We start from the raw sequence: 18,554 nt of genomic DNA, 5'->3' as shown, positions 1-18,554 counted from the left end.
GCTATTTTTCGAGAAAAGTAACAAGTAATAAAAATAATCAATAAACTATATTCTTTAAATATTTAATAAATTTTTTATCAAAAACATTTTGATTAGAACAATGTCTAATCTACTAAGTTGTACTAAAAAATGTACAGTTACCAACAACTATTATGATTACTTATCAATTAGCTAATCATTTACCATATATAGCATCTAGTAACTTTTTCATCAGTCCAAAGTAAATATATTCCTAATATCCACTTAATGACACTAGAGGCAAATAAGCTAACTAGGTAGAAATTAAAAGTTTATTCATAAATTTTAGAGTCGATAATTAATAGTTATTGTACTTCTAGCCAATTAATGATTTTTTTTCCTAAATTAGTGTTATCTAGATAATCAATTTCTCTTATGCCAGTAGGACTAGTAACATTAACTTCTGTAAGATAACCGCCAATAACATCAATTCCAACAAAATACAAACCATTCTTCCGTAATTTTGGACTTAAAACTTTACATATTTCTAATTCTCTGGGAGTGAGCTTTGTTTTCTCAGCTCTTCCACCAACAGCCATATTTCCTCGAAATTCTTTCTCCGTCGGGATTCTATTAACTGCCCCAATGGGTTGACCATCAAGGAGAATAATTCTTTTATCCCCATCCCTTGCTTCAGGAACGAAACGCTGTATCATCACAGCTTTTTGCCCATAAACAGTACTAACTTCAATTAAAGAATTAAAATTGCGATCATTACAATCTAACAATAGAATCCCCTCTCCAGCCTTTCCTCCCAAAGGTTTGAGAATTGCTAGTTTTTTTTCTTCTACAAATTTACGAATAATTGTTTTGTCTAAGCTTACAATAGTTTCTGGTATTAGTGAAGAAAATTGCAGAGTATACATTTTTTCATTAGCTTCACGTAGTCCTTGAGGCGAGTTGATCACTAAAGTTTTTTTATGATTAATTAACTCCAAAATATGAGTGGCATAGAAATATTGAACAGTTACTGGAGGGTCTTTTCTCATAAAAACTACATTCATATCTTCTAGACACCTTAAAATTGTCTCCGAGATTGTATACCAATTGGGAACAGCTACCCATTTCTGATCCCGTAATTCAACTGGAGTTAAGTGAAGTCGAGATAAGAGAGCCCAAGCCTTTCCTTCAATAACATTAAGTTGATGCATTAGGGTCACCCAGACCTCATGACCAGCTGTTTGAGCTGCTTCCATGATAGCTACTGTGCTATCGTGACCGGGATCTAACTCAGACAGGTAATCGATAACAAAGGCAAATTTCATTTGTACATAGAATAGAAAATAGGTAGCATTAAAAATATCACAATCTATTAGGAAAGTGCTTTCAACAATTGATTAATTAAATACAGACTAACTCTCTCTCCTCAAAAAATAAATTATTAGAAGACAACTAGTTTCTTCTTTAAAAGAAAAGTTATGGGGCTAAATTAATTTATTATTCGTTGGTAAATATTTTTTGATTAATACTGCTAACTTTTCTCTAGTCTTTAGTGAAATTTCATCCCAGGGAGTCAAACACGCATGTTTCAGAGCATGATGGGCTTTGGATACTGGTGGATTTGTACTTAACTTCCTTACTGTCTCTAAAATAATCTTTTGGGCACTAACAATATTGTGGTTTAAATTATCAATAATCATCTCAACAGTTACATGATCATGATCCGGATGCCAGCAATCATAATCCGTAACTAATGCTAGAGTAGCATAGGCAATTTCTGCTTCTCTAGAGAGTTTTGCTTCAGTTAAATTAGTCATTCCAATTACAGACGCACCCCAACTGCGATATAAGTTGGACTCAGCAATAGTAGAAAAACTTGGCCCTTCTATGCAAATATAGGTGCCTTCTTTGTGTAAGGTAGTGTCAGGTAAATTAAGACTTTCTACAGCATCCCCTAAAATAGCAGCTAATTGATTGCAAACGGGTTGGCTGAAATCTATATGAGAAACCATTCCTTCCCCGAAAAAGGTAGAAATTCGATTATGAGTGCGATCAATAAATTGATCAGGAATAATCAAATCACGTGGACTGATCTCAGCTTTGAGCGATCCTACAGCAGAAGCTGATATCAGGTATTCTACCCCCAATTGTTTCATCCCGTAAATATTTGCACGAAAAGGTAATTCTGAGGGAATTAAATGATGATTTCGTCCATGACGGGCGAGAAAAGCTACTGGAATTCCCTCGATAGTTCCTAAAATGTAAGCATCGGAAGGAGAACCAAAGGGAGTATCAAGATAGACTTCTTGAACATCTTGGAGATGATCTATTTTATATAAACCACTACCACCTAGGACTCCAATTTTTGCTTGAATCATAACTTACTTTATAATTTAGTCAAGGTTATCATATCGTCAAAATGAAAAAAGTATAGGAGATCAACAAACTTCAAATTCTCAAAAGTAAAGATAATTGATACTTATAAACAAAACCTAATTATGATTCGTAAGTGTCACTTGTAACTTTTGCTGAGTCGCACTATAAAGATGATTTAAGGCACTAATATAAGCCCGCGCCGAGGCAGTGATAATATCAGTGTTGGCCGCATATCCTAAATATATGCGATCTTCATGACTTAGGCGAATCGTGACCTCTCCTATTGCATCAATTCCGGCAGTGACAGACTTTACAGAAAATTCAATCAACTCATTGGGAACATTAACCAAACGGTTAATAGCTTTATAAACTGCATCTACGGGGCCAGTTCCAATAGCTGCATCAGTTAATTTCTGACCATCAGGAGTACTTAGAGTGACGGTAGCTGTAGGCACAGCATTATCTCCACAGGACACCTGGATTAATTCTACACGGAACAATTTGGGAGACTGTCGAATTTCGTCATTAATGATCGCTGCTAAGTCCCAGTCGGTAATTTTTTTCTTTTTATCGGCTACTTCTTTAAAACGTAAGAAAGCATTGTTGATCTCCATATCCGATAATTCGAATCCTAGTTCCTTCAAATAACTACGGAAAGCATTGCGCCCTGATAGCTTACCCAGAACGATTTGATTGTGAGTTAAACCGATGGATTCTGCATCCATAATCTCATAGGTTAACTTGTGTTTGAGCACCCCGTCTTGGTGAATTCCCGATTCATGAGCAAAAGCATTAGTTCCCACAATTGCCTTATTAGGTTGCACCATCATTCCAGTCAGTTGGGATACGAGACGAGACGTACGGTAAATTTCTTTTGTCTTGATCTGGGTCAGAGGTTTAGTAGAGTCTGGAGAACGGCCGAAGAAAGGATTGAAATATTGACGACGTACGTGCAAAGCCATCACCAATTCTTCTAGAGCGGCATTCCCCGCCCGTTCTCCGATCCCATTAATGGTACATTCAAGCTGTCTAGCCCCATTCTTAACTGCTTCAAGAAAATTAGCCACTGCTAACCCTAGATCATTGTGTCCGTGTACAGAGATAATAGCCTGATCAATATTGGTAACATTTTCTCTAATAGCTCCAATCAATGCTCCAAATTCACTAGGAGTCGTATAACCGACAGTATCAGGAATGTTAAGAGTCGTTGCACCGGCTGAGATCGCTGCTTCAAGAACTTGATATAAAAATTCGGGGTCACTTCGTCCGGCATCTTCGGGAGAGAATTCTATGTCATTCACAAAAGTTTTAGCATAAGCTACCATCTCAGGAACAATAGCTAAAACTTCTTGACGAGTTTTTTTTAGTTTGTATTCGAGATGAATATCTGAAGTAGCCAGAAAGGTATGTATACGAGCCTTTACAGCTGGTTTAAGGGCTTCTCCTGCTGCTCGAATGTCTTTTTCAGTAGCCCTAGCTAACCCACAGATGGTGGGTCCAGTCTCGGTTCCCACAGTTTGGGCAATTTTTTGAACTGCTTTAAAGTCTCCAGGACTAGCATAAGGGAATCCTGCCTCAATTATGTCAACTCCAAGTCGTGCGAGTGATCGAGCAATGGTTAGTTTCTCCTCAACCGTCAAACTTGCGCCAGGGGACTGTTCCCCATCCCGTAGAGTTGTGTCAAAAATAATAATCCGATCAGAGTGATTACTCATATCCCAACTCGCACTAACTTATTCAGAAACACTTTTAATTTAATTATCTTCTGGAATTATAGCAATTTTCTCTGATTGCAAGCCATAGATTTTCTTGGATCAAAGACTTCTGATATTTCAGTTTTTTGGAATTATTAATCTACTATAATTAACTATCTATGGTTTATAGTTTTTTCTATATAAATAATGCCAATATAAGACAAATTTGATAATATTAGCTGTAAGTATTGATAGTTTACCCTGATATAAACTAATCTCTTTCTTCTAACACTCCAGTTTAATGCTTATGTCGTTATTATCTCTATTGTCATTATGCAAATTATCTATACTTCGCGAAAATCATTAAAGAGACAGTCAATTGAAATACTGTTTAAATTATTCTATATAGCTGTTATGAGTAAGTATTTTAAGCAAATTTAATCATTGTCAAAGAACATATTACTAGTTATATACATAATTTATTTTTACGAGAAAATAGTTAATTATTTTACTTTTATAAAAGCAGTTTAGTTTCAAATATCTTTTGTGTAAATGTCATTAGAATTTATATTTTTTATTTAAAAAATATCCTTTCATTTCTATAGTAGCTTTTTTATTTATACTATTATTAGAGTGCTTTGTACAAAATATATTCTTATCATCTAATTTGAGATATTGCTAATAATGATATATTGATTATAGATAAGCTATTGCCTACTCCTTTGTTAAGCAAACTAAAATCATATCATCAGGTTAAATAAAAATAAAATGAATACATATACAATATAGTAAATTTAATCATTATTAATAATGATTAAATTTTAAAAATCCCAAGATAACTTAAATAAGAAAGTAAACTTAAGCCGAATATATAAAATATTTTTTGATACTAAATGCAAAATAATCATCAATAATAAATCAACCTAATAATATGAAGATCTAATTTGTTATTTAAATTTTATAATAATTAGGCAATAGGTAGTAGAGAGATTGTTTGCTTTTTTATTCAAGTATTAAGAAGATAGGTTAATCTTATAGTCCTATAACTCTCATTTTGATTTTTTGAATTGTAATAAATTTATTGCACATCGTAAGTTTCGGCATAAAGAAGAAACAAGATTATACAAAAAGCTTTAAAAAATGCAAGCTCAAATAACATTATTTATTATAATCAAAGTCTTTTGATTTAATTTATTCTTTAATCGGGAAAAATTATGTAGTTTTAGCAAATAAAAATATGTTTTAATTTAAGAGATAGAAGAGAAATAAATTCTAATCTATATTGTACCTAAATATCGTCCTAAATCCATTTATGATAGAGGTAAATCCCCTCGTTTAGTATTAATCTTAAGCTGGGTTTATTAGTAATTCTTACTTGATAATGGCTGGACATAAATCCTAGCCAACCAGTAAAGTATGTCCCTGTTTCTAATATGTCAAGTAGTTCCGATGATAAAATTTTATAAATGAGCTATTTACGGATATTTTTTGTTTTCAGTAAACTATTCTTAATAACACTCTCGTTGACATCAACAGCAATACATAAATAACTTTTTAAAAAATTTACCAGCATATTAATTAAGCCAATAATTAGACAAAAATAAAGATAATTATAAGTTAACATTAAATATTCTCTTGTAATTTTATTAGATCAAAAAAATCATACTAAAGTTGCCTTAGGTAGTCAAATTGTTTGTGTTAAATATATAGCCTGTATTATATTTTTTGGTTAAAATACTATACTAGTAATTAACATATATAGATATATATTGTTATGTTTAGACTAACAACTACTAACAATTTAATAGTTATTTTATGTTATAATTAATTAATCACAAAACTCTTACCAATTCCATATAAAAATCTGTCTCATCTAAGACAATATTAAGCAAGGCTAATTTTACTAATTTTTTAAAAAACTTGGAGCGATCTATTTTTTGTTCACAGCATATTTTACGTTTAATCCATTTCAAGTAAACGATGCAGTAGCTATTATATTGTTTACTTTAGTATAAAAACTATTTATAATTTCTATACCTATTTAAATAATACTTGTACTAATAAGAGCAACTATTTTTTATCCTAATGTTTCGATATTAATAAGGTCAGCTACTAAAAAATAAATTGTTCCTAGGATATTTAAAATATGCAAGGTAATGTTAGGGAGTATTCCTAATATTACCTTGCATACCCGACAAGTAAATTTTTACTGCGCTAGATACTCAAATAAGGAATTAAATGGTCATAGCAAATTTTAAAATTGGTACCATTTACTTATAAGTTTTAGTCAGAATAATTACGGCTGGCTATTGAAAATGACTAGTTAATCTATTAAATCCGTAAGTGATAAGTTATTCTTTATGCTGGACAACTCTATTTTTATCCATAGCGGTTTCTATTTATTTTTAGCTTGAAATACGCTGGAAATGAATAAAATTTTGAATCATTAAAGTTATTAAGTTAAAATTAAGCACACGCCCATATTACTTTAAGCTCAAAGAAAATAATTCCTTCTTAATTTAAGATTCTAGGACACACTCGCAAATACAATAGAATAGATATTGAAACAAAAAGTAACGATTTTTGATCATTTGACTTATTTTGGGAACATTAAATCACTCATTAACGTTCATTTGATAGATAGTGATGATTAAATTCATTTATCAAAAAAAGTTAATCCTTCCCTATTGACAAATAAGGTTTTTTCTTTAAAAGTGAATGTGTTGTGTGAGGAAATAGATAAGATGGTAAGCTCTCTATCTCGTAATGGAAACAGTTGTATGGACCGTGTTAGTACCGCCATAGATACAGCTTTTCTGGGACAATCTGTCCATCTCCCCAATACCCCCCTATTTGGAACTGATGGTATTCGTGGTAAGGCAGGTGAATTATTAAATGCACCTTTTGTTCTTCAACTCGGGTTTCAGGCGGGACAAGTCTTAAAAGCAAATCGAGTAACTTCGGGTCCAGTAATCATTGGACAAGATTCGCGGAACTCTAGCGATATGTTAGCTATGTCCATAGCTGCAGGGTTGACCTCTGCTGGGCTAGAAGTCTGGAAATTAGGTTTGTGTCCTACTCCTTGTGTTTCTTATCTGACACGCACCAGCAATGCAGTGGGTGGGATTATGATTTCTGCAAGCCATAATCCACCCGAAGATAATGGAATTAAATTCTTTGATCATGAAGGGACAAAACTCAGTCAAGCGTTAGCGCAACAGATTGAAGAAAGATTACGTAGTAATCTATCCTTGTCATTTAATAACGCCACAAAATGGGGAAAAGTTAGTTATCAGCCTAGTTTAGTAGATGATTATTGTCGATTTTTACAAGGTAATCTCCAGCAAAGTCTAGATTTGCAAGGAATGCGGATAGTTTTAGATTTGGCTTGGGGGGCATCGGTGAATGTGGCTGTTAAAGCTTTTAAGTCACTGGGAGCACAGGTTATATGTTTACATGATAGCCCTAATGGCGATTGTATTAATGTTAATTGTGGCTCAACCCATCTTGATTCACTCAAACTAGCAATTAAAGAACATCAAGCTGACTTGGGATTTGCTTTTGATGGAGATGCAGATCGGGTAATGGCTGTAGATAGTCGGGGAAGAGTAGTTGACGGCGACTATATCCTATATCTATGGGGAAAACATCTTCTTCAACAAGGAAAACTGCCTAATAATCTTTTGGTAGGAACGGTGATGGCTAACCTAGGTTTTGAAAGAGCCTGGGAAAACTTGGGGGGTAAATTTATTCGGACAGCCGTGGGTGATCGCTATGTTCAAGCTAAAATGTGGGAGACTGGGGCGGTGCTTGGGGGTGAACAATCAGGGCACATTATTTGCCATCATTATGGTGTGTCTGGAGACGGGGTACAAACTGCTCTTCACTTGGCAGCTTTAGTTCGTAAGTCTAAGAAATCTTTAGCCACCCTAGTAGACAATAGTTTCCAAACTTATCCCCAAATTCTACGTAATGTTCGTATAGAAGATCGTGGTCGGCGTCATTCTTGGCAAGAATGTATTCCATTACAGGAAGCTATCACTCAAGCAAAAATAAGTATGGGAAATGCTGGTAGGGTTTTAGTTCGTTCTTCTGGTACGGAACCTTTAATTAGAGTTATGGTAGAGTCAGTAAATTATAAAGATGCTCACGAGTGGGTTGAATATTTAGTAAAAGTTGTTGAGCAGTATTTAGCAGATTAATAAATCGATCATGTCAAAATTTAAAAACCTAAGAGTTTGTACAGCGACTTAAGCTCTTAAAGACAAAATTTACTGCCTTTAAGAGTAGTATACATTTTAAATATTCTTATACATTTGGAGTTCATATTTGCTTATCTGCATTGGCAGCGTTTTAATGACTAACTTTAAATGCTATGAATATACAGCAAAAATTTTATAAGATTTAATCCGTAAGAATTTATCCTGATAAATAAAAATCGGATGCTTAACCTGCTTGCTAAAAATTATATTTACTAAAACTGGATTGTGTTTATTAATTACATAGTAAATATTTAGGAAAAATTGATAAGCTTGATTATTGTTTATATAAAAATAAACTATTTATAACTTGATAACTGCAATATTATAGTAGCTAGACTTATATAAATAATTGCATAGATAATTGTTAGATTATAGTTATTGTTGGTCTACTAGCTTTTTGACGAATTTATTTTAATCACACTAGTTATTACGAAATAAAATTCTAATTTTAAAAAATAAATTATTCTATAGTCCGTAATAAGATAATAAAGCCGAACTAATTATTTTAGTAAATTCTTATTTATTTCATGATTCAAAATAAACTTCCTTATTTTGGAATTAGTTTAAAATTATCAAATTATAAATAAATTTATAATTTGATAATTTTACCTTTCGATAGAAATAATTTATACTTTTATGAAATAAGTTATTAAATACTTTGGATAAACAATTATAGATAAGATCTTCATTTCCTAAAAATAAAATATTAAGTATAAAACTTTAAAGAACACTTAGGATAAAATTACTGTACATAATAACTATCTACTATCTTAACATTTTCTAAGATTTTAATAATTTTAAGATCTTGATTCTGGCAGTTACTTACTGTTCCATTCTTAGATATTTTCAAAAAAAGGGTAAATAGTCTGACATTTATGAGCAAAATGCTTTATATTAAGAGAGATGACTACAGGACTGGAAGCCTTTATTTATACTATTTATTTTAACTTATATTCAAATTTAATAGTGTGTGACTAGTTGATTTGGCATTCTTATTTATATTTTTCTTGTCGATTTCATTTTTAGTTAATAATTTCAATAATCAATAATTAAAATGAGAAAACTATATTTTTTAGTTCCAGGTACAGGGGGTAAATTTGCTTGTGGCGGATTATGGGCTGAGTTAAAAATCTTTAAACTAGCGCAACAAATTTGCCAATCGCAAGTAGTTACCTATCGTCAAAGGGAACCAGAAACATTGTTTCTTGATGACATATTTAAACAAAGAAAATTTATCGAAGATGCTATATTTATAATAAGTTGGGGTTTTGATATTCCTAATTTAGTGAGCAAATTAAAAAATTGTCATGTTGTTTATCATGCCCATAGTGCAGGATACAACTTTACATTACCGCCAGATATCCCCATTATAACTGTTAGTCGTAATACAATGGGGTATTGGGGACAAAAATCTCCCAGTTCTTTGATTTATTATTTACCTAATCAAATTTCTAGTGAGTTTACTAACTTACATATTGAAAGAGATATTGATGTTTTAATTCAGGCTAGAAAGTCTTCGGAATATTTAATTAAACAGTTAGTTCCTGAATTAAAGAAACATTGTCAAGTTTATGTTGTTGATTCCTATATTGAAGATTTGGGTAAATTGTTTAATCGGGCAAAAGTATATCTTTACGATTCAGCAGAGTATTGGGCACAACAAAGGATAAGTGAAGGGTTTGGACTGCAGCCAATGGAAGCCTTAGCTTGTGGATGCCAAGTGTTTTCAAGTGTTAATGGTGGATTGTCTGATTATTTAGATCCTGGATTTAATTGTTATAAAATTGCAGGGTATTCAACAACCTATGATGTACAAAGAATTTTAAAGACTATTAATTCTTCCGATAATATGATGTTGTTAGAGCAGGTATTATCTGAGTATAGAGCAGGAAATATTATCCGGCGCTTAGAATTTATTTTAAAGGATATTAATTTATTTTTTGACCTTAAGTCTCAGTATATTAACGACATTCAAAAGTTAACTAAATTTAAATTTACTAAATTATTCCTAAAAAGAATTTATAAAAAGTTACTAAAAATATAGGATCAATTAATTTAACAATAATTAACTATATTAACACGCGTTTACATTATTAGAAATATTAAGATTGTTTTTTTACAATGATGGCTTTTTATGCTATCAGACTAAATGATTTATATTCTCATTGTTAATAAATTAATTGTTTTAAGTAGGAGTTTAATTTGATTGCCATTATTGACTTCAGTTGAGATAGATCTTTAAGTATTGATTCAAATATTTTTATTTTTTTATATAAAACTAGGATATATTATTAGTTTAAAACTTTAATTTTTTTTATGATAAACAGTATATAAATACAGAATAGATAAAAAATAAAAATATCCTATAGAATTAACTTTTTCTATATTTAGTAACGATTTATAGAAAACATATAATGATATAAAAGTTAATATTTAATCAGATAATTCACTCCACTCTAATTAATAGCTTCTTAAATATTTAACTAGAATTATTAAACCTAAAACTGCAGATTGTCCAAAAATATTATTAGTGATATTTTAATCATCAAAAGTTTTTACAATTATTGAATAATAATTATTTAATGATTAACCTGAGGAAGGACATCAGTATAATCTGCAGAACTATGTAATATATTGATTATATCTAAATATCTCAATTTATATTTATATGAATCGATTTAACGTTAACCTTTAAAGCAAGGGTGATAGGACACGCCATCCTTTAAAAAGATTGCCCTGCATTACAGCAGAAATTCCGTCTAATATTTGAAATTCTTTAGAATTAGGTTTAAGTTGAAGAGCATATTTTAAAGGAATTTCTGCTGCTTTTGGTTGCCAATTATAGAGATAAACAAATGCCAGATAAGCATAATTATAGGGGTTATTGGGATCAAGTTTAATTGATTTTTTTAAGTTAGTAATCGCACCTTTAGGATTTTCTTGTAAAACATGGGATAATACTAACCCATAAGTCCATTCCAGTTCATATTTTTCTGGATAATGATTTAAGCGATAAGTTAATGATTCTTCGGTTTGTTTAAGATAATCCTGAATTGGATCATATTGGTTAATCCGATCAACTTGCTCAAAAATAGGGTCAAGTCCCTCTATCCCTTGAGCTAAATTTAAAGAAAGTTGTCTTAACCTTGTGACTAAATCTAATGGGAATGAAGGCATGGGAGATGCATCATTATCGATAGTAATATTAACATTAGAAATAGTGATAGGATAAGTTTCTTTAGTATTACGATTGAGATATATTCCTGTTAATCGATAATCCCCTGAAGGTAAATTTTTAGGAACCATCATACCAAAATTTTCAATAACTTTAAAAGTTTGTTCCTCTGGATAATTTCCATACAACATTCCTGCTCCAATTCCATGATCGTGTATCCAATACTCATCTAATATTTTGCTTTGTTTCTTTTTCTGTATAGGTTCCCAATTTAACAACACTAAACCTGATTTTAATTCTTTCCAAGATCCTGACCATTCATAAGTGACAGGAACAGGAAACCCAGAAGGAATTCTTTGGGGAATTTTAACTTCCTCTAAATTTACTTTCTTAGATGTATTTATATTTGTATTTAAAATTTTTTTTACAATCACAGATGGGACTTGACGGTGGTATAAAGTTAAAATATTTTTATCAGACAGATACCAAGTTTTAATAGTCGAAAAATTAACGTTAGCTTCTAATTTTTTAGCCAAAGATAATTGAGGTTTTCTAGCAAATCCATTATCTCCTGTTTTAGTGACAAACCAATCAAAATATTTCTGGTCTTGTTCTATGTCTTTTTCTTTATTTCCTAATTCTCGTCCATACACTTGAAAATCAGCAACTTGTCCATAATAATTTATAGTATTATGATTAAAAAAATCTGTATTGACAATAACTCCTAAATTAGATACCTGATAAGGACTTGTTAGTTGTACAGTTTTTATTAGTTCAGAATTGGTAATATTTTTATCTAAATAGGGATGAAACAATCCTCCTCCACTTAATATTAAGCTAATTTTATCTGTCCCAGGAATAGGAAATAAATTTGTACACATAACTAAAAATGCAAGACCTAAAGTAATCCACCTAACAGGTTCCCATTTTGCTCTCCATTGAAGTAATCCGTAAGCCAAAAATATTGCTAAAATTGGCAAATAAGACATAATATATCGAGTATCTTTATTAAAAATAGATGAGCAAATTAAATATGAACCAATAAAATAAATAGCTAACCAAACAATTCCTTGTCTTAGTTTACTTGTCTCTATTTTTTGTTTGTTATCAGGAAACATTCCCAACCAATTTAGTATCAAACCAACTAAAGGAATCACTAGTAATATCCAAGTGACTGCCGAAGGCAAATCTTGCCAATAATAAGTCCAAGCTGCTAGGGTATTAAGAGGGGGATCTCCCTCATAAGAGGCAGGAATTGTATTAGAATTATTAATTGTACTGAATAAATAAATCCAATTAGTGCGATACCAAGGAAACCAGATTACACTGGATATAATTAAACTAATAGTTAATTGTAATATTCTCTGCCATTTGCGTTTGAATATGTAGCCTATTGCTAGCCATAATAAAGGGATAAGTAAGAAAAACATTACACTTTGTTTTGTCAATAGTGCTAATCCCCAACAGATTCCAAATATAACTGTCCATAACCATTGTTTATAATTGATTTTCTGGAGTTTCCAAATAGTTAAACAACAAAAACACAAAACCGTTAATGTCATCAATGGAGTATCAATTAAGAATTGTAAGCGGCTTTGATATAATCTTGGAAACAGCATTGATAAACCCGCACTCCATAAACCTATTTGATGATTAAATAGTACTTTACCTAATACATAAATTGCTAAAATTAAGACGCCATTGTAAAGTATATTGGTGGTTAATGCAGAATCATTACCAACCCCAAAAATTTTTTGAAACAAAGCAGCAACAATATAGGTTAATGGAGGATATTTTGATGATATACTCCAAAAACTTCGCCACCATTCACTATTAAAAAAGTTTGGATATTCTAATGCATGGAGATATTGAACAGACTTAGTTAAATGATTACTTTGATCCCAAGGAGGAATAGAATTATCTAAAACTAACCAGATATTATCACTTAAACTACTGATAAACCAAATCGTTACTAGTATTATCCATACTTGAGTGGAATTTGATAATATTTTTTTTATATTCATCTTGACAGGACTAATTGTAGCAATGATATCATCATCAGCGTGTTACACCATTATAGCTAGTTATGAAAATTTGTTATTAATTTTAATAGTATTTATAGTAATTTTTGATTTATTCTATTTATTTTATTCATTCTAAAAACTCTTATTTTAGAAATAAAATTAAACAGAAAGTAATTGATTAGACCATCAATAAAATACCGTACTAAGCAATTACAAAAAGTACCTATTTTACTAAAAATGATTAATTTAAGTTATGATCTACTCGTCTTATATTTAAGGAAATAAAAAATATTAAAGATTTTTAAATCCTTTGACTGAATAAAGAAAAATAATTATTTATAAACCTAGTCGAATAAAAAAGTTAAAATTAAATTAAATTATATATAAATAAACTTATCCTAAATAGGATATCAAATCAATAGTATTTTTACTAAAATCCGATATTTTTCTATATTTCTAATAATTAATATAATTAAGGTACCTTAATGGTAAAAGTTAATAGTTAAAACTAAATCTAAGTAATATATTTTTACAATCTAACTTTTAGTAAAAATATATAGCTATTAATATAATAGTAAGACTAGGTATTGTATAAATTTTTATTGAAATATAGTTTACTAGACAAGTATAATTTTAAAAAACTAAACTAGTGAATAAGAAAGACTTAACTTGATATCTAATATTATTTGAATCAAGTTAAGTCTTTAGTTATTATAATAATTAACTCTTATTTAACAAATCTAGTTCTACTGACCAATAAACTGTAAGGTATTTTGGTTAAATTTTATTCTACTACTAAATAACTATTTGCCTAACATTGCTGTTCAGCATATCCTCGTAATTTACAACTAAATGACGAGGATATCTAGCTAAAATACTTATCTAAATAAATGATAGGTTATATTAATAATAACTCTAGCCAAAAAGTATTTATAAATTTAATTTGACTTGGTATAAGGTAATGGTAACATGCTTTTACATACAGGAGCTTTGAGATGTCAAGTTATTTGAGAATTTTAGTATTTATGTATCCAATAGCGGAACATTAACCGTCGATATTTTGTCTCCTTTTAGGAATTAAACAAATATGTCCTACTAGTCGATTTACAACTTAGTTAAATGAAAATATATTAAAAAGTTTATAAAAAATAAATGCTACAGTTATATAGATCACCTAGGAGCCAATGCTTCTGCTGCTAAATAACTAAATAAGTATAAAATTCATCCAAGTAATGAAATTGAAATCCTGGTTTTGATTTATGAATAAATGGTTAAAGAGATAAAAACTGTAACAGCAATTTCTAAAACTTTATCTAAACCTGTCAATGTCCACTATCGATTATAAATTAAATTATTAAAACAAACTCATGAATTCAACTCAAGCATCTGAAATAGAATACGTTGATGTTGTCGTTGTTGGAGGCGGTATCGCTGGGATTGCTATAGCTGAATTTCTTTCACGTCATAGTAATTTAACTATTAAAGTTCTAGAAAAATCTCTCAAATTAGGTAATTTAGCCTCGGGTAAATTAGAAGGGTGGTTTCATACAGGTGCTTTATATTCTGGCCAAGATGACGCCCAAACTTTTATTAATTGTGTCAATGGAGTAGAAGATATAATCAATTTCTATAGTCCCTATTTTCTGAAAAACTGTAATATTAATTTGATTGAGAAATCTTCTAACTTTTACACTCCAACTATTATTCCTAATGCCCAAGGATGGTTTAATGATCAACCGGTACATATCATTCATCCCAAGGCTGATGCACCAGAAATCAGTTCATCTCGTTTACGAAGTGATAAAGTACAAGTTGATATTCAACTCAGTAGAGTATTAGGTCGCTTAGAAGTTGCTTATGGAAAACAACATAATTGGAAAAATAATGATAGTTGTGTTGCTCCTAGTTATGCTCAAGTAGAAAATTACGAAGGGGTATCTTGTTCTCTGCGTCAATCAACTGAAAACATTCGTAATCTTTGTTCCAAATTTGACAGTTCTTATGGGATGATGCCCTCTAATTATGAGATTCTCCACACCCTAGATTGTTCAATGAATACAAGTAGAATTATCAAAGATTTAGTAGCAAGTTGTCTAAATCAGGAAGTAACATTCGAAACAGGAATTACCATTGATAAACTCTTAATAGATCGCTACGGTCCAATCCGCCTAAAAAGTTTAATTTGTAAAACTAAACAAGGACTGATAAAACGACTGAAAGCTAAGTTGTTTATTTTTGCAGTTGGGGAAGAATTTGAGTCATTTTTAGCCGACTTGCAGATAAGAGCTAGATTAAAACGGAGTCGAAGTGCCATGGTGGTAGCCTACCCAGCTCTAGTAAATAATAATTTTGTTAGAATGTCCACAAAGAATCGTTTTCATTTCAATCATTTTCTTCAGCAAAGAGAAAAGGGCAACAAAAAATTTATCTACTCAATGTTAGCTAATTCAGGTTATATGAGAGATGAGGATCCGGAGGAAGTTGACATTGAGCCTATTCTAGAATTAGCAGAGCGTTATTTTGGCAAAGAAAAACTGTATGATCGTCAACTTTTTAGTTATGAATGTATGAAAACTGAATTCATTAGCGAGGAGGAACAGAAAAGGCGTTATAGTTATTGGATCGAGTCTAATCCCCAAAGTAATTATTTATGTGTTCTTCCTGGCAAATTCTCTTTTTTCCCCACTGTTGCCTACCAAGCTTATCAGCGTATTAAAACTTTGATTAATTTTGAAGAATCTACTCCTAAAATAGCGTTTGATTCAACAACCCTAAAAAAGGTTAAGGAACAAGCAGAAACTTTAGTTGCTGACTCCTACCCTTTACAATTTTTTACCGTTAGATAATAAAAGCTTTAGTTTTTTCCTTTTAGTCTTTACTTTTACCTAACAAACTAAAATTATGGAGTTCTGTATCCGAAAGTTTATACAGGTCAACATTCTAAGCACTAAGTATTTAGAGAAATCATATATTCTAATTTTGAATTATATTGTAGGAAATAAAAAAACAGGCTCCTAAAATAGGGTAAACATCTGAGAATAGAATCGCCCCTGGGTGAAAGATAAAAGAGAATTTCAATTTAGGGAAACTCATTGAGCCAAAAATCTAAAACAATGATATTTAATATACTCCACTCACTTTAGGGAGTGGAGTATATCAACCAAGATGTCTAAATATGACATGATATGGAATCAGAGTAAATCATTATTTAGGAGTCTATGGAAATACCCCAACTGATTTTTAACGGACTAGTTATTGGAAGTATTATTGCTCTCACCGCAGTAGGTTTAACCCTCACTTATGGAATTTTACGGTTATCTAACTTTGCCCATGCTGATTTTATGACTTTGGGGGCTTATTTGACTTGGGTAGCAAAAATTAACGGGATTAATTTATGGATTTCGATGATTCTAGGGGCTTTAGGCACCATTATTGCTATGATCATTGCGGAATATCTACTATGGAAACCCATGCGTGATCGCCGCGCAAATTCTACCACTTTGATTGTTATTTCTATTGGCTTAGCATTGTTTATTCGCAACGGAATTTTAATGATTTGGGGAGGTAATAATCAAAGTTATCAACTTCCCCTTGTTCCTGCTCAAGAATTTTTAGGAATTAAATTTGAACGAGATCGACTAATCGTTATGGGGTTAGCCATTGTGGCTATTACAATTCTTCATCTTCTCTTACAAAGAACTAAACTTGGTAAGGCAATGCGAGCAGTAGCCGATAATGTAGACTTAGCAAAAGTATCAGGAATTAATGTGGAAAAAGTAGTTCTCTGGACTTGGGTAATTACAGGAGGGCTAACCGCTTTTGGGGGAGCAATGTATGGACTAATTTATACTATTAAACCAACTATGGGATGGTTTCTTACTTTGCCTATGTTTGCCTCAGTAATTTTAGGAGGAATTGGCAACCCCTATGGGGCGATTGTTGGCGGACTAGTAGTTGGTATTGTACAAGAATTAAGTGTTAGTATTTCCTGGCTAGGTTCAGAATATAAACTAGGAGTATCCCTACTAATCATGATTTTTATTCTCTTAATTCGTCCTCAAGGAATTTTTAAAGGAATGATGTAGTATATTTTCTATAAATGTTAGTATTCTTTCCAAGAAATTATAATGTAACTCAATAAGTAGCACTATGTTTTTCTTGAGTTGCATTATAATTTTTAATGCCAAAATAAGTAACGATAATAATCGTATCTAATTAGAATAGATAATTAATTAAATATTTTATTGAGATATCTAGAAGCTTGAAAATAAGTAAAGTTTTATATTACTAAAGTAAGATAAGTTCAATTAATTATTATTGTAAAAACTAAACTTAAAAATAAAATATCTTAATTATTATTTTTATTTTATAAATTAGTTATGTCTTATTCTAAGATGATTAATATTAAAATATATAGCTTTTATTACCTAAACTAAATTTGTCAATATTTAATTGATTATTCTGGTGCAATTTTCTCAGAGTTGAATTATCTTAGAAACAAGTTATTATTGTTAGGGTTTCTAAATTTATAATTTTATTCATTAAATTGATTTAAGCATTTGATGCCATAACTGTGCATAAAGTAAAAATACTAAGTACAGTATCATTAAGTCTAAACAGACAACTCCTTATGATGCTATTAACACAGTGCTTAGAGTTTGTAAAAATTATATTATTGATGCTTTAGTTTTATTCTTATATCTTTTATCTTTGGCGTTTATATAGAATGTTAAGCAAGATAAATTAAGCTAATTTTATAAAAAAAATAACTTGACTCTCTATAGAAGAGGAATAGCGTCAAATACAAGTTTATAAAATTGTTAAATAGTATATCTTAAACTAAATACAGTAACAATTCAAACTGAGGCAGTTGAACAAAATTTTGGCTAAAAAAGTTTTTTAATAAAAAATATAAGTTTAACTCTAATTGTCTATATGTAATGATACACAAGTATTTAGTTTTTTAGGATTTATTTAAAGCTATCCAGTCAAATAGAATAGAAAGTAAAACACAGCAAAATAATAAGGTTTTTATACTTTTATTTTAAAAAATGACGACTATTTA

General features: G+C 30.6%; 8 protein-coding genes. 4 read left to right on the top strand and 4 right to left on the bottom strand.

What is annotated here, in order from left to right:
• Positions 1 to 323: 323 nt before the first annotated feature.
• The 3 genes from gshB to OXU93_RS02400 form a co-directional block, all read right to left on the bottom strand.
• Positions 324 to 1,283, bottom strand: a complete 960-nt coding sequence (gshB, locus tag OXU93_RS02410) for a glutathione synthase (protein ID WP_267384270.1) — start codon at positions 1,281 to 1,283, stop codon at positions 324 to 326.
• Positions 1,284 to 1,442: 159 nt separating this feature from the next.
• On the bottom strand, positions 1,443 to 2,336 hold the full coding sequence (locus OXU93_RS02405) for an S-methyl-5'-thioadenosine phosphorylase (RefSeq protein WP_267384269.1): 894 nt from the start codon (positions 2,334 to 2,336) through the stop codon (positions 1,443 to 1,445).
• A 114-nt stretch (positions 2,337 to 2,450) separates the two neighbouring features.
• Positions 2,451 to 4,049 carry a 2-isopropylmalate synthase gene (locus tag OXU93_RS02400; RefSeq protein WP_267384268.1) on the bottom strand — a complete coding sequence of 533 codons (1,599 nt, stop codon included), beginning with the start codon at positions 4,047 to 4,049 and terminating at the stop codon, positions 2,451 to 2,453.
• 2,723 nt (positions 4,050 to 6,772) lie between these two features.
• Between OXU93_RS02400 and glmM the strand changes: the two genes are divergently transcribed.
• Positions 6,773 to 8,230 (top strand): phosphoglucosamine mutase, encoded by a 1,458-nt coding sequence (gene glmM, locus OXU93_RS02395; protein ID WP_267384267.1) that lies wholly within the window; start codon positions 6,773 to 6,775, stop codon positions 8,228 to 8,230.
• 1,114 nt (positions 8,231 to 9,344) lie between these two features.
• Positions 9,345 to 10,334: a glycosyltransferase gene (locus OXU93_RS02390; protein ID WP_267384266.1), complete on the top strand. Its 990-nt coding sequence runs from the start codon at positions 9,345 to 9,347 to the stop codon at positions 10,332 to 10,334.
• A gap of 647 nt (positions 10,335 to 10,981) precedes the next feature.
• Here the strand turns inward: OXU93_RS02390 and OXU93_RS02385 are convergent.
• Entirely contained in the window at positions 10,982 to 13,489 is a 2,508-nt protein-coding gene (locus tag OXU93_RS02385) for a phospholipid carrier-dependent glycosyltransferase (protein ID WP_267384265.1), read from the bottom strand.
• A gap of 1,367 nt (positions 13,490 to 14,856) precedes the next feature.
• On the opposite strand from OXU93_RS02385, the gene OXU93_RS02380 reads away from it, so the two are divergent.
• Both OXU93_RS02380 and OXU93_RS02375 read left to right on the top strand, forming a co-directional pair.
• Entirely contained in the window at positions 14,857 to 16,335 is a 1,479-nt protein-coding gene (locus OXU93_RS02380; protein ID WP_267384264.1) for an FAD-dependent oxidoreductase, read from the top strand.
• A 372-nt stretch (positions 16,336 to 16,707) separates the two neighbouring features.
• On the top strand, positions 16,708 to 17,574 hold the full coding sequence (locus OXU93_RS02375) for a branched-chain amino acid ABC transporter permease (protein WP_267384263.1): 867 nt from the start codon (positions 16,708 to 16,710) through the stop codon (positions 17,572 to 17,574).
• Positions 17,575 to 18,554: the final 980 nt, after the last annotated feature.

This window comes from Cyanobacterium sp. uoEpiScrs1 (assembly GCF_947331815.1).
Taxonomy (GTDB): Bacteria; Cyanobacteriota; Cyanobacteriia; order Cyanobacteriales; family Microcystaceae; genus Rippkaea.
The sequence above is the reverse complement of the archived record's forward strand: the minus strand, read 5'-3'. Positions and strand labels throughout refer to the sequence as shown.